This is a genomic window from Pedobacter hartonius, assembly GCF_900107535.1.
GTDB classification, from domain to species: Bacteria; Bacteroidota; Bacteroidia; order Sphingobacteriales; family Sphingobacteriaceae; genus Pedobacter; species Pedobacter hartonius.
The window spans coordinates 359,439-374,716 of record NZ_FNRA01000002.1; the positions used below are offsets into that span (position 1 = coordinate 359,439).

Here is a 15,278-nt window from a genome sequence, read left to right on the forward strand (position 1 = left end):
TGATGAAAAGAATATATCTATTGCTGTTGCTGCCATTACTGGCCCTGGTTAATTCATGTTCAGTAAAATTAAACGGTGCCTCCATTCCTTCTGACATGAAAACCGTCACCGTATTGTTCTTCGAAAACAATGCGCCGCTGGTTGTCCCTACTTTGAGTCAGGATTTTACGGAAGCCCTAAAAACCAGGATCCGTAACCAAACCAGCCTAAGTATTGTGCAGTCTGACGCGCATGCCGTATTTGAAGGCAGGATCACGGGGTATGACATCAGGGCGATCGCATTGCAGAACAACAATAATCCTACAGCCGGAGGAAACAGGCTTACCATAAAGGTAAGCGTGAAATACACCAACAACCTGAACCCAAAATCGAACTTCGAAGAATCCTTTGAAAGGTACAGGGATTTTCCGATCGGAACCACAACTTTTGATATCGCTCAGATCCAGTTAATTAAAGACATCAACATTATGCTCACTGAAGATATTTTCAACAGGGCATTCGCACAATGGTAAGAAAATTGAATTTCAATCATTAACTTAGCAACGTGGAGCCGGACAAAAATAGAGAACAAGAACTTGCTGAACTGATTGCGGACCCTGAAACGGTATCAACGCAGCATACGGCCATGTTAAATGAATTGTTGCAGGAATACCCCTATTTTCAGCCTTTACACCTCTTACTGGCGAAGGCCGGTCAGGAGGAAGGAGAAAACAAAGGGCTTGCAAAGGCATCCCTCTACACCAACGGACAGACATTACACCGGTTCCTTTTTGAAAAGAAAACCAAGGCAGCAGAAAGCGCGTCAGCAGAACTCCCTTCAGCAGATCCGGATGCGAACGATGACCCTTCGGCAATCGGAGAAGATCTTCCTGTAGTAACCGAAGAACCAGCGCAGGAAAGTACTCCGGCGGAGGAAAGCACAGCAGAAGAAGGAGAAGCGGCAGTTGAAGAAAATATCCATGCTGAAAACGAGGCTCCGGTAACGGACGAGCAGGAAACCTTTGAAGAGATTTCTGAGCCTGCACCGGTTGCTCAGCACCATGCAGATGCAGTTCCCGATGCAGCCGAAGAAACTGTTTTTGAGGAGATCGGGGAAGTAGATTATAACACTTACCGCCCCTTCAGGAATTCTTCGCAGCAGACTGACTTAGTACAACAGGATGAAGATCAGGCAAAAGGAGAAGGTTCAGTCGATATAGCAATGCAGGATGATGCTGATGATACTGCAGAGCCAGAGATTTCAGTAAAAGAAACTGAAACCACAGCACGCAGACATACACTGGAAGACGATCTGGTATTTGAAAGCATCGTCTCTACAGACTTCTTTGCTTTCGAGAATAATTTCACTACGGGAGAGCGGGTAGAAGAAGAGAAAACAGCGGTTAGCCCTCCATTTATTGAAGAGCATGACGAGGCGGCAGCGGCCGAATCTGAGCAAAGCAGGGTAAGCAATTACCACGACGACAAGCTGCCTTATACATTTTTATGGTGGCTGGCTAAAACGCGTAAAGAACATCAAAGCACTTTTCAGCCTTACGCCGTACCCAAAAAGGGAGGTTCACAGGAACTGCAGCAGCAGTATGTAGAGCATATTTTCCATATGCAGAGCCACCTGACCGGGAATGAAGCGCTGCTTGATATCAAAAAAGAAGAGAAGCCGGTAAGTAAGGATTTTCAGATCATCGATAGCTTTATCAAAAATGATCCGCAGATCCACCCGCCGAATGCCGAGCAAATAGACAATGAAAATAAAGCCAAGAAAAGTGCGGAAGACCAGAACGACCTGGTTTCTGAAACCCTGGCCAATATTTACATTGAACAAATGCTTTATGACAAGGCGATAGATACTTATGAAAAATTAAGTTTGAAGTTCCCGGAAAAAAGCCGTTACTTTGCCGACCTTATCCAATCTATAGAAAAGAAAATTTAACCATTTAACATACTATGCTTTTTTTAATTATTTTATTAATCATTATTTGTGTTGCATTAGGCCTGTTTGTATTGATACAAAACCCTAAGGGCGGTGGTCTGGCAACAGGCGGATCGGGCAGCAATATGTTCGGTGTACAACGTACAGGAGATGTTCTTGAAAAAGGCACCTGGGTATTGTTAACGCTTATTGTAGTGATTTCACTGGCTGTTACAGCTATTGGAAAAACAGGTGGTGCTTCTGCGGGCAGCACGGATTCAAAAATCCAGGAACAACTGGATAAAACGCCATCTCCTTCTCCAATCGGAGGTACATTAGGTACCGCACCATCTGCTGCACCATCTGCTGCACCTGCTGCGACACCAACTGATACAACAAAAAAATAGCTTTAGCGCTACAATCTTATACGGCCCGTCAGGATATACTCCTGACGGGCTTTCTTTTTTTATCCCTGCCAGTCTGACACGAAAAAACACGGCCTTAATCTATTAGCTGACAAGCCTGTGTAAATTTGTCAAGCAATCCGTCCTTGGCATAAAAACTGCTGTGTACATCGTGTTTAATACAATTTATACATTAACCTTTAAATTAAAACAATAATTAAGTTATGGCTTTAAACATTAAACCCATTGCAGATAGAGTAGTTGTTGAAGCTGCTCCTGCCGAAGAAAAAACTGCTTCGGGTATTTACATCCCGGATACAGCGAAAGAAAAACCTCAGCAAGGAACCGTTGTAGCCGTTGGACCAGGTAAATTTGCCGAATTAACAGGGAACTTAGTACCATTGAGCGTTAAAGTTGGAGATGTAGTTTTATATGGAAAATATGGCGGTACTGAAATTACTTATGAAGGTAAAGAGTATCTTATAATGCGTGAAACTGATCTTTACGCAGTTCTTTAATCGTTGGTTCAATTCCAGCAAATCCCACCAAATATTTAAAACAACATTTTAAAATGGCAAAACAAGTAAAATATAACGTAGAAGCCCGCGACGCCCTGAAAAGAGGTGTTGATACTTTGGCCAATGCAGTTAAAGTAACTTTAGGTCCAAAAGGACGTAACGTAATTATCGACAAAAAATTCGGTTCACCAGCAATTACTAAAGATGGTGTTACCGTTGCAAAAGAAATTGAATTAAAAGACCCAATTGAAAATATGGGTGCACAGATGGTGAAAGAAGTTGCTTCTAAAACTGCAGATATCGCAGGTGACGGAACAACTACTGCAACTGTACTTGCACAGGCAATTGTTACTGCTGGTATTAAAAACGTTGCTGCCGGTGCAAATCCAATGGATTTGAAACGCGGTATGGACAAAGCAGTTACGGCAATTGTTGCTAACTTAAAAGCACAGTCGCAAACAGTTGGTGAAGACAACAACAAAATCAAACAGGTTGCATCTATCTCTGCAAACAATGATGAAGTGATTGGTGCGCTGATCGCTGAAGCAATGGGTAAAGTAGGTAAAGACGGTGTAATTACTGTTGAAGAAGCAAAAGGTACTGAAACTGAAGTAAAAACAGTTGAAGGTATGCAATTTGACCGTGGTTATTTATCACCTTACTTTGTAACCAATGCTGATAAAATGGAAGCGGAATTAGAAAACCCTTACATTTTAATCTATGACAAAAAGATCAGCAATATGAAAGAATTATTGCCGATTTTAGAGAAACAGGTTCAGACTGGTAAACCATTATTAATTATCGCTGAAGATTTAGACGGTGAAGCTTTAGCTACTTTGGTAGTGAACAAGATCCGTGGTTCCCTGAAAGTTGTTGCTGTTAAAGCTCCGGGTTTTGGTGACCGCAGAAAAGCTATGCTGGAAGATCTTGCGATCTTAACAGGTGGTACTGTGATCTCTGAAGAAAGAGGTTATAAATTAGAAAATGCTGACCTTACTTATTTAGGTACTGCTGAGAAAGTTGTTGTTGACAAAGACAATACTACTGTAATCAACGGTGCTGGTCAGTCTGAAGATATTAAAGCACGCGTTAACCAGATCAAAGCTCAAATCGAAACTACTACATCTGACTACGATAAAGAAAAATTACAGGAACGTCTGGCTAAATTAGCTGGTGGTGTTGCAGTTCTTTATGTAGGTGCAGCTTCTGAAGTTGAGATGAAAGAGAAAAAAGACCGTGTTGATGATGCTTTACATGCAACCCGCGCAGCAGTTGAAGAAGGTATCGTTGCCGGTGGTGGTGTTGCATTCATCCGTGCTATTGAAGCATTGGAAGGAATGAAAGGTGCTAATGATGATGAGACTACGGGTATCGCTATCATTAAACGCGCTATCGAAGAGCCATTACGTCAAATCTGTGAAAACGCAGGTATTGAAGGTTCAATCGTTGTTCAGAAAGTTAAAGAGGGAACAGGTGATTTCGGTTACAATGCCCGTACTGATGTATACGAAAACTTAATCAGTGCAGGTGTGATCGATCCAACTAAAGTTGGTCGTGTAGCATTAGAAAATGCAGCTTCTATTGCAGCTATGTTGTTAACAACAGAGGTTGTTTTAGCTGATGATCCTGAAGATAACGCAGCTGGTGCTGGTATGCCTCCTATGGGCGGCGGCGGCATGGGCGGAATGATGTAATCTAACTATATCATTCAGATTTTTGCGATCTGATAAAAAACCTTGCTATAGCTAGCAAGGTTTTTTTATTTATTGTAAAACAAAATACAGTTGTTTGTGTAGTGTCATAATATTGATATATTTAAGTGACGCTACAACATGAGGAAGTTTTTAAACGCTCTACTTACTCTGCTTTTCGTTTTGCTTTTCTTCGACTCCAATGCACAGGTTACCATTGGAGCAGTAGATGCAGGACCGTATGGTTATGGTAGCAATGTCACAGTTCCAATTTCTTTCGCAGGCAATCAATCTGATCTTCCAATTGGTACTACCTTTCAGCTATTTCTGTCTGACGCGGCAGGCAACTTTGCCGGTAACGGAACATCATTAGGCACATTTAGCGGCTTTTATACCCCAGCAGTAAATGGGGTTATCCCAACAGGTCTTGCGGCCGGTACCGGGTACAGGCTGAGAGTAAGAATTAGCAATCCGGCCAATAATCCCGTGGCGGCGACATTGGATGCAGGAACAATCAGCATTCTGGCCCAAAGCTCACCGGCGGTTACGCTCAGCCCCAATTCTCCCAGTAATGCATTAGGCGGAGATAACATAGGTTTCTGCGCAAATGAATCCGGAGCAAATAAGACAATTGTCCTTAGAGACAATCTGCCAGCTACTACGATTATCGAAGTGCAGGTCAAAAATCTCATCAGCAATACTACAACAGTTTACACAGAGCAACTTGTTTCTGGTAGTAACGGTTATAATATTACCAATTTGGCAATCGGCTATTATTCGGTAACGGCCATAGCCACCACTATTGTCAATGGAGTGCCCATTAAATCAATTAAAACCTATACGCTGCATAATACAAATTTAGGTCTTGGGATTAGTGATTCCAGTGTAAGTGTGGGCTGTATAAATGGCCCTGGCGGAAGCGCATCTGTATCCTATGAAATTAATTCAATCACTGGTAACTATCCAGGCACCATTTACCGGATAAGCTGGGGAGACGGATCAACTGTTGAACTCACTTATGCTCAAATTAGCGCGAACAGCAATTCTGTATTTCATACTTACACAGAGACTTCTTGTGGCAGAGGGGGATCACCGGATGGTTCCAATAACAACTCTTTTCAAGCGACGATCACTGCTGCAAGTAGTGTTTGTGGAACCACGAAACCCATTACAGTGTACGCACAAGTATTACTGAATCCTACCGCCGAAATAAACGGAAGTGCAATAGGCTGTACCAACGTAGCCATGACTTTTACCAATGATTCCAGAGGAGGAACAAGATCAGACTGCTCAAATCAAATGGATTATGAATGGTTTATCGACAATGATCCTAATTCCGTTCTAAGTGTATCCACCAAGGCACCACTAACCTGGACTTTCACTACCCCCGGCCCCCATACGGTAAGACTTGTAGCCTCCAACGGTTCTAATGCCTGCATACCCAGCGAAGATATTTTTAATGTCTGTGTTCAGATACCCCCCGTACCGGCATTTACGCTCTCAGAAACAACCACCTGTTTATCCAGTTCGGTTACTGCAAACAGCAACAGTTCTGTACTGAATAATACATGTTCTACAACACCGGTGTATACCTGGACCGTGAATCCTGCTGCGGGCGTAACTTTTACCCAAGGTAGTCCTAACCCTGAATTCAGATTTCCAGTTACCGGCACTTATACCATTGGCCTTGCCATTCAGACTGGCTTCTGTTCAGAAACCGCAGCACCACAAACAGTAATTGTCAACAGCCCTCCACAGATCACGATGTCTCCGGAAGCCAGATTGTGTACAAAAGGAGGGACATTTACCTTTGGCGCCACAGGCGGAGTTACGCAAACAACTGTAAGCGGAACAACAGCTGCTATAGCTGATACGTATACGTGGGTGGTATCAGGACCCGCCCCTGTCACTTTCATTAATCAGACTGGTCCCAATTCAAAGGAACCCCAGATTATGTTTTCAGAGTATGGAGCTTACACAGTAACTCTTACGCATAAAAACAATTGCGGCACGCTAACAAGTTCACAGAATATTTCTTTTTCTCAATCACCCGAACCCCTCATTACTGTTGCTCCAAACGTTTGTTACAATAGCCCTATTACATTACAGGGTGCCATCACGAATGGTACATACGTTTCCTTTGCCTGGACAAGCAATATCGCAGGAACTTTTACTAATCCATCAGGAACATTTGCCGATCCTTCAGCGTTAAATACCACCTTTACGACAACAGATCTGACCAAAACCAGTGCAATTATTACCTTAACGGTTAACACGGGCATCCCCGGTAACTGTATGGTAGTAGCAGACGCGAAAACAATTACTATTTCTCCGAATAATACAGGAATAAATACTATTCAATCCATTTGTACAGGCAGCTCATTGTCCTACACTCCTGTTTCAAGCGTGCCAGGGAGCACATTCAGATGGACAGCGACGAATGCCGATGGGAATGCGCAGGCTGGGAGCTATCTGACATCGGGAACCGGTAATATCACCGCTACCTCTATAATTAATACCAGCCCGACGGCCAATGCCGAAATTATCTATACCATTATTCCTGAAAGCATTAATGGCAACATTAGCTGTGATGGCGTTCCATATACCCTTACTGTAAGAGTAACCCCACTACCTGTACTTACTGTAACAGTAGCACAATCACCCATATGCAGTGGCAACCAGGCAGGAATCACGATGACTTCTAATCTTGACCCTTCAACCCTTTACACTTGGGTATCAAGCATTTCCGGAGGAACTGTAAATGGAGCCGTACCACAGCCAACTCCATTAGCTACAACAGTTATTAATAACCGGTTGGAAAATCCAGGAAATACGACGGCAACCGTAACCTATACAATTACCCCATACTCAAATGGATGCCCGGGAACACCTGTCACTGTTTCAGTACAGGTTGACCCTGCCTTAACTATTCCCGAGGCAGGCATCGATGAAAACATTTGTAATAGCACTACTTTTACACTGAAGGGCAACCAAATCCCAACCGGAAAAGGTATTGGAACCTGGACACTCACATCAGGACAAACGGGAGTAACTTTTGCAGACGAACATCTCAATACAACAATTGTACAGGGACTGGTAGCAGGACAGACTTATGAATTTACCTGGACAGTTACCGGCGGCTCATGTGATGCCTTATCAGATGAAATGACCTTGTTCATAAACGTTCCAACCGTTGCAGGTACCACCGCCACTACCGGACCGGTGACAGTTTGTGAGGGGGTAAATTCAGGCACGGTTAACCTGACAGGAAATACAGGCAGCGTACTCCGCTGGGAAAATTCAACTGACGGGGGAGCAAGCTGGTCTGCAATCAGCAATACCACTACTGTACTTACCTATACTAACATTACCATAAATACACAATACCGCGCCTTTGTGCAAAATGGGCAATGTGCGCCTGAATTTTCGACAGCTACAGCGATCACTGTGACCCCTGCAACATCAATCGCTAATGCAGGTACGGACCAGACTTTATGTAATGAGCTCAGCGCTCAGTTAAATGCAGTGGCGAATTTGAAAGCGGGAGAATCCGGTCTGTGGACCGTGTCCCCTTCAGCACCAAATCTGAGGATCACAGACCCAACTAACCCTTCAACAAGAGTTACAAACATTATTCCCGGACAGACCTACATCTTCACCTGGACCATATCCGGCCCCGCGCCCTGTGGCCCTACAAGGGACGATGTAGTGATCACAAACCTCCTTCCGCTAACCAACACAATCAACAGTACCAGTACTGAAGTCTGCTATAACCAGGTGATCACCATTACAGGTAATACACCAACGGGCGGAAACGGAACCTATGTCTTTAAATGGGAAGTCAGCACTGATGAAGCCAATTGGAATACCCTGGCCGGCCAGACCGGAAGAGACCTGAGCTACCAGCTGCAGGCCACTACATTCTTCAGAAGAACAGTAACAAGCAGCGCCTGTCTGTTGCTGAGCAATACGGTCAGGATCATTGCACAGCCACCGATCGGAAACAATACGATTGCTACAGGTCAGACAATATGTACAGGTACCCTTCCTGGAGTTTTAACCGGAACCCCACCTACAGGCTCTGACGGCAATTTCAATTACCAGTGGCAGTCCAGTGCAGACGGAACCAACTGGACAGATATTGTCAGTGCCGTATTCCCTTCCTACGCCCCTCCAATACTGACAGCTACCACATCTTACAGACGTCTGGTAAGTACCATTACCTGTAACGGAGCCCTGAGAAGCACCAGTAATGTGGTAACTATTATTGTAAAACCAAATGCCAAAGCAGAATTTACCTACACTGTCGATAAAGCCTGTACCCCTTTTACCATTGATGCAAACAATGTAAGGGCAGTAGCTTATCCGGACCGCAATGCCACCTACAGCTGGTATGCAAATAACGTACTGATCGGTACCGGCGTTACCTTCCCTGGTTATACCATTTCAACCGAGAATACCACAGTGACTATCAAACTGGTTACCTCACCAAGCACAGGTTGTCAGCCCGACGAAATGTCGCACGATTTCAGTACCAACCAGGCCGTAGCTGCTTCTTATACGCAGAGTACAACTTCGGGCTGCGGGCCGCTAACCGTAAACTTTGTGAATACCTCTACCTCCCTGACAGGTGCCACATTCAGATGGGATTTTGGAAATGGCATTACCTCATCGCAAACAATGCCCGCGCCGGTTACTTTCCAGCCCGATCCTACAGGACAGGATATTACCTATACCGTAACGCTCACTGCTACTACTGTCTGCGGAATCAGTACCACGACCTCTACCGTATTTGTAAAGGCACTGCCGATCTCCGTTTTTTCGCCGAGCAGAACCGTAGGCTGCTCCCCAATGGCAGTCACCTTCACAAATGGTTCCCCGGGAGAAACAAATACCTATTACTATGATTTCGGAGACGGTACTTTGCTCACCAAAAACGACAAGCTGCCGGTAACACATACCTTTGTTACTGATGTGGTAAGAGATTTTACGGTTACCATGATTGCGCAGAACGAATGCGGAAGCGATCAGAGTTCATATACGATCCGGGTTTCTCCGAACACCGTTTTTCCTGAACTGGTGGTCAACGCCAATGAACAGGAAGGCTGCGCACCGCTTACAGTTAATTTTTACAATAACAGCAGGGGCGCCAATACATTCAAGTATGACTTTGGCGACGGCAGTACTGTCATTACCAGGAGTGCACCGGAGGTGGTCCGGCATACATTTACCGCCGCGGGCACCTATACCATTACGCTTACCGCTTCAAACGGCTGTTCAGAGGTCACCACCACCGAGTCAGTCACTGTACTGCCACAACCGGTAACAGCTTTCAGTGCAGACATTACACTGGGTTGTCCCGGCCTGCCTGTGCAGTTCAGGAACACAAGCAGAGATGGCGTAGCCTACCAGTGGGACTTTGGTGATGGCACTAACTCCAATGAATTTGAACCAAAACATATATTCACCGGCGCCCAGGAATACTATACCATCAGCCTGACAGCGACAAACAGCCTGGGATGTACAGCAACGACAACACTGAATCAGTATATCCATATCGTTCCTCCACCGGTTGCGCAGTTTAATGTATTGCCGTCAACGCTGATCAGTATCCCAAACTACACCTTCAGGTTTGAGGATGAAAGTACCAACAGGCCGACAATCTGGGCCTGGGACTTTGGAGACGGTACTACCTCAGTACTTCAGAGTCCTTCTCATACCTATCCTGACACGGGTAAATATGTAGTGACCTTACGCGTAAGCAATCAGCAGGGCTGTTTCACCAGCACATTCAAAACCGTAACCATTGTTGGTGTTCCGGGTTATCTGTTTGTTCCGAACTCGTTTATGCCTGGCAGCCCTACTCCCGAGCTGAGGGAGTTCATTGCCAAAGGCTCCGGCATCAAAAGCTGGAGGATGACCGTCTTTAACAAATGGGGACAAACATTATGGGAAACCACGCAGCTGAATGAGGGAAGGCCCGTCGGGGGATGGGACGGTACTTTCAACTCCGTCATGCAGCCACAGGGTGTATACTTCTGGAAGATTGATGTTGAATTTATAAATGGCAGTGCATGGAAAGGGATGACCTACGATTCGTCGGCTCCGAAAAAAACGGGAGTGATCCACCTGATAAGATAATGGCACGTATGAAAGTGGTTTCAAAATATATAGTATTGGTATTTTTAGCTGGCTGGTCGGTTGCGGCATCAGGCCAGGACCATATCTATTCGCAATTTTACAATGCGCCGCTATATCTTAATCCTGCACTTACAGGTCAATTTGAAGGAGACATAAGGTTGAATATGATCTACCGGAACCAGTGGACGGGACTGAGCGGCACGCTCTCCTACATTAGCGCCTCGGCCGATCTCAACATCCCGAATTTTGGCGGCGGACTGGGTTTACAATTTAACCGCAGTACCGAAGGAACCGCTTTCCTGGTAAAAAATAATGTGGCAGCCACCTATTCATACAGCGTAGGCAGTGATGATTTTGTGCTCTCCTTTGGTATACAGGCAGGGTTTACCAACAGGCGGATCAACTGGGATAAACTGGTGTTTTCAGATCAGATAGATAACCGCCTGGGATATATTCCCGGAAGCGTGAGCTCTGCGCAACTGCCAGATATGGCACAACGGTTCTTCTTCGACCCGGGGGCGGGCATAAACCTTGTATACGGTAATTTTATGGCCGGAGTAGCGGCATACCATATCAATCAACCTGATGAGTCGTTTAGCGGTGCACAGGCGAAACTGCCAGGGAGGCTTGCCCTGAATGCAAGTTACCGCCTTGCCCTCACACAAAACTATACCTACGGCGCTGATGATGGTTCTTACCTGATCCCTTCAGTGGTGTATTATAAACAAGGAAACGTCTCTTCCATGAGCGCCGGTGCGCAGTATAAATATAAGGGCGTAAATACAGGGCTCTGGTATCGCACGTCGGGAGAAGGCGGCCCTGACGCTATAGTCATTTCGCTGATCTTTGATATCTTCTCGGGCGCCCGCAGGAACGGAGAAAAACTCAGGCTGGGCATCAGCCATGATGCTACAACCTCTAAGATCAATTATACCAATACCAATGGCACCACCGAAGGCAGTATAGGTTATCAGAAATATTTCCCTAACAGTTCCAGCTACAATAAATTCAACGGTTTACGCTGTTACGATTTTTATTAGTCGTCCGGAAGCCAAACGCTTTCGTTACATTTATTTTTTTACTATTTCACGGTAATCTATTTAGCTTTGACACATGTTTAGAGAACAAATCTCAGTATTTGATATTTTCAAGATCGGCATAGGCCCGTCCAGTTCGCATACGCTGGGCCCATGGAGAGCAGCCCAGCAGTTTACGGCTTCGCTTCTGGCAAAAAATATACTGGATGATGTGGTGCAGATAAAGATACTGCTGTATGGTTCTCTTGCTAAAACAGGGCTTGGCCATGGTACGGACATCGCCATCTTACTGGGCATGATGGCCGCAGATCCGGTTACCTTTGATGTAGATGCGATTGATCCGACTATAACAGCAATCAAAGAGGAGCAGCACCTGCTGCTCGCTGGAAGCCATCCTATTGCGTTCAACTACACTGATGACCTTGTATTTCTCTACCTGGAAAGCCTGCCTTTCCATCCCAATGCCCTTACCTTCCAGGCCTTTCTGAATAGCGGAAAGGCATTTTCTGAAACTTACTATTCTGTTGGCGGAGGCTTTGTAGTGAAAGAGGGTGAATCAGGCAATGATAAAGAGATGGTAGAACTTCCCTTTCCGGTAGACAAAGCGGGTGACCTGCTCCATTGGTGCCTCACCACAGGGCTGAAGGTTTCTGAAGTAGTAATGGAAAATGAGCTGGCATGGCGTAAAGAAGCAGACACCATAAAGGGTATCATGCAGCATTTTAAAATCATGAAGGAATGCACTTTCCGCGGCTGTCATTCTGGAGGTTTTTTGCCCGGAGGACTGAATGTTGGCCGCAGGGCTGCTGCGTTGAACAAAAGGCTGATCGCCGGCAGGCCATATAGTGATTATGAAAGCTGGATCGGCGCCATCAGGGCCGGAGGAAACAGCTTTAACTATACGTTAGACTGGGTAAGCTGTTTTGCCCTGGCCGTCAACGAAGAAAATGCCTCCTTCGGGCGGGTAGTTACGGCGCCTACCAACGGGGCAGCGGGAGTCATCCCGGCAGTACTGCAATATGCAATCGCTTTTTGTGACTGTTTTACTGAAGAGAAGATCGTACAGTTCATCGCCTGTGCTTCTGAAATTGGCAGTATCTTCAAAAAAGGGGCTACGATCTCCGCAGCCATGGGCGGATGCCAGGCCGAGATCGGCGTATCTTCTGCAATGGCCGCAGCGGCATTAACGGAATGCCTGGGCGGCTCACAGCGCCAGGTCATGATGGCGGCTGAGATAGCCATGGAACATCATCTGGGCTTAACCTGCGACCCTATCGGCGGACTGGTGCAAATTCCCTGCATTGAAAGGAATACCATGGGTGCCATTAAAGCGATTACCGCCAGTCAGCTGGCCCTGCAAAGCAACCCCGATAAAGCAAAAGTAAGTCTTGGCGCGGTGGTCAATACGATGTGGGAAACAGCGCTGGACATGAATTTAAAATATAAAGAAACCTCAGATGGCGGACTGGCAACTAATATTCCAATCAGCTTACCTGAATGTTAATCTTTTTCAGGCTATTGATACGCCTTAAGAATTGAAGGTGCCAGCAGCGTTACCCAATTCTTATACATATTGCCGGAGGGATGCAGTCCGTCTGAAGCTACTAAGGAACCATCAGTTGCTGCATTTTTTGAGCCGGGAGTGATATCCGTATAACTGATCCCCGCTGCCAGTGTTTCTTCCTTATTGACTGCATTGAAGGCATCGATCTCTTTCGCGATGCTCTCTGTACCTCTGCCGCTTTGTTTACCAAAAGGCGTGGCACCCCAATCCGGTATGGATACGACAAACACATGCTTTTTATTTCCTCCTGCAAAAGCAACTGCCGTTTGCAGCAACTCCTTAAATTCTGCCCGGTAAACAGCAACGGAATTACCCCTGTACTGGTTATTTACCCCGATCAGCAAGGTAACGATATCATATTTAGCCGGTAGTGCTTCGGCAGCTATTCCTGCCTGCAACTCGTTCGTTGTCCATCCTGTTTTTGCGATGATCTTTGGCGCTGCAACCTTCAATCCCTGCCCGCTCAGGCGCGCCGAAAGCTGCTGAGGGAAACAGGAGGACTGCGCCACCGCTTCACCTATAGTATAGGAATCGCCCAATGCCAGGTAGCTGAGCTGTCCCGCAGGAAATTCTGTTTTTGTGGTATCTGTTTTACTCATCCCTTTTGTTGAACTCTTTTCGCATCCGGTAATGGCTATCAGCAGGATTAGTGCAGCTGTTAATTTCATACAGAAATTTACGAAAGAAGTATATGCTCAGATGCCTAAGATAATTATTTTGAGACGTGCGGCCAACATTCTGCACCACGCAGTAACGCATGTCGGTGATCTTCAGGTCTGCCGGACTTGAAGCACGCCTCACATTGGAAGTAGTATGGGTGATCGTATCTTCAAAAGACAGCCCCATTAAGCCGCCCAGGGCAATTCCGCTAAGGATATTCTTTTCAGGAAGTCGCGCCGGTTATCTTTTGTTGTGGCATTTATTGCTGAATAGCCCTGAACCCGTCATGATTTCCGTCAATGGAAAAATTATAAGAGTTTCAGCGCTTTTTGCGCCGGTTTACTTTTTATACATACAACTGCCTTGTCCTTGTCATAGGAAAAATCAGCCTTATTGAACTCACAAATACTCTTCAGCATGGATTCTAATGGTTCATCGCTGCTGAGTGTGGCAGTAAATCTTTTCGCCTGAACAAGCTGATCCGAGAACAGGATCTTCACATTGAACTTTTTACCGATGACCATTGCGGCTTCGGCCACGGTGACATCATCGAACACCAGGTTATTCCCCTTCCAAGCATCATAATGAGCTGCATCTACTGTTCTCATACTGGAAACTGCCTTTAGCTTGTCATACCTGATTTGCTGATTGGGTGTGATCACGCCCTGGATCTGACGCGGATCGGCAACTTTAACTCTTCCCCTCCTTACAGTAACTGTAATATCAGTATACCAGGGGCTGGCCTCCACGCTAAAAGCAGTACCGAGCACGGTTGTCTGCAATTTCCCGGAATACACCGTAAAAGGTTTGGAAGGCTGGTGTACCACATCAAAAAAAGCGGTGCCTTCAAGGTACACATCCCTTTTTGCAGCACTGGCAAAAGAAGAGGCAAAGTGCAGCTTACTGCCAGCGCCCAAAATTACGGTACTGCCATCTGACAGACGGATCAGGTGCTCAGTACGCCTGTTATTGAACACATTTACGGTTTTCACTTCTCCTTTGCTGAAAAAAGACGGCCGGAACAAAATAGCAAGGGTAAGCAATGCGATCAGTGCGGCGGCAACGGACAAGCCCGGAAGCCAAAGTTTTACCGCAGGCGCGGATTGGACGGGCTCTTCCTCTTTTGTGATATTCAGCCAGATGGCTTCTTTTATTTCTTCTTTTAAAGAGTTTTTCTTCTGATCATCCAGTAGCGCAACTACATCCGGCTCCTGCTCAAATAAGTTGTAATAGCTGAAGATAAAATTCTGCTCCTCCAGAGTTGCCTCACCTTTAAGGTATTTCCGTAAAAATTTAAGAAAATTGTACTTATTCATTACTAACCAGATTAAAAACGTTCATACAGTAAACAGCA

Annotated in this window: 10 protein-coding genes; 8 read left to right on the forward strand and 2 right to left on the reverse strand. The window is 45.6% G+C overall.

Annotation, left to right across the window (positions count from 1 at the left end):
• Positions 1–2 precede the first annotated feature (2 nt).
• The 8 genes from BLW16_RS05075 to BLW16_RS05110 all read left to right on the forward strand — a co-directional run bounded on the left by BLW16_RS05075 (position 3) and on the right by BLW16_RS05110 (position 13,204).
• The gene (locus BLW16_RS05075; RefSeq protein WP_090555482.1) at positions 3–512 is read left to right on the forward strand and encodes an LptE family protein; all 510 of its coding nucleotides are present in this window, start codon (positions 3–5) and stop codon (positions 510–512) included.
• Between the two features lie 32 nt (positions 513–544).
• Positions 545–1,930 (forward strand): hypothetical protein, encoded by a 1,386-nt coding sequence (locus tag BLW16_RS23155; RefSeq protein ID WP_175470479.1) that lies wholly within the window; start codon positions 545–547, stop codon positions 1,928–1,930.
• A 14-nt stretch (positions 1,931–1,944) separates the two neighbouring features.
• Complete coding sequence (gene secG / locus BLW16_RS05085) at positions 1,945–2,316, forward strand: preprotein translocase subunit SecG (protein ID WP_090555483.1); 372 nt, start codon at positions 1,945–1,947, stop codon at positions 2,314–2,316.
• A gap of 221 nt (positions 2,317–2,537) precedes the next feature.
• Entirely contained in the window at positions 2,538–2,831 is a 294-nt protein-coding gene (gene groES / locus BLW16_RS05090) for a co-chaperone GroES (RefSeq protein WP_090555484.1), read from the forward strand.
• A gap of 53 nt (positions 2,832–2,884) precedes the next feature.
• Positions 2,885–4,525 carry a chaperonin GroEL gene (gene groL, locus BLW16_RS05095; protein WP_090555485.1) on the forward strand — a complete coding sequence of 547 codons (1,641 nt, stop codon included), beginning with the start codon at positions 2,885–2,887 and terminating at the stop codon, positions 4,523–4,525.
• Positions 4,526–4,663: 138 nt separating this feature from the next.
• Positions 4,664–10,663 carry a PKD domain-containing protein gene (locus tag BLW16_RS05100; protein ID WP_090555486.1) on the forward strand — a complete coding sequence of 2,000 codons (6,000 nt, stop codon included), beginning with the start codon at positions 4,664–4,666 and terminating at the stop codon, positions 10,661–10,663.
• On the forward strand, positions 10,597–11,703 hold the full coding sequence (locus tag BLW16_RS05105; protein ID WP_245735130.1) for a PorP/SprF family type IX secretion system membrane protein: 1,107 nt from the start codon (positions 10,597–10,599) through the stop codon (positions 11,701–11,703). Before BLW16_RS05100 ends, BLW16_RS05105 begins: the two co-directional genes overlap by 67 nt.
• Positions 11,704–11,776: 73 nt before the next feature.
• Positions 11,777–13,204, forward strand: a complete 1,428-nt coding sequence (locus BLW16_RS05110) for an L-serine ammonia-lyase (protein ID WP_090555487.1) — start codon at positions 11,777–11,779, stop codon at positions 13,202–13,204.
• Positions 13,205–13,215: 11 nt separating this feature from the next.
• Here the strand turns inward: BLW16_RS05110 and BLW16_RS05115 are convergent, their stop codons facing one another.
• Together BLW16_RS05115 and BLW16_RS05120 are read right to left on the reverse strand one after the other, a co-directional pair.
• Positions 13,216–13,932, reverse strand: coding sequence for an SGNH/GDSL hydrolase family protein (locus BLW16_RS05115; RefSeq protein WP_090555488.1), 717 nt, complete (start codon positions 13,930–13,932; stop codon positions 13,216–13,218).
• A gap of 300 nt (positions 13,933–14,232) precedes the next feature.
• Complete coding sequence (locus BLW16_RS05120; RefSeq protein ID WP_090555489.1) at positions 14,233–15,240, reverse strand: FecR family protein; 1,008 nt, start codon at positions 15,238–15,240, stop codon at positions 14,233–14,235.
• Between the last annotated feature and the right edge of the window lie 38 nt (positions 15,241–15,278).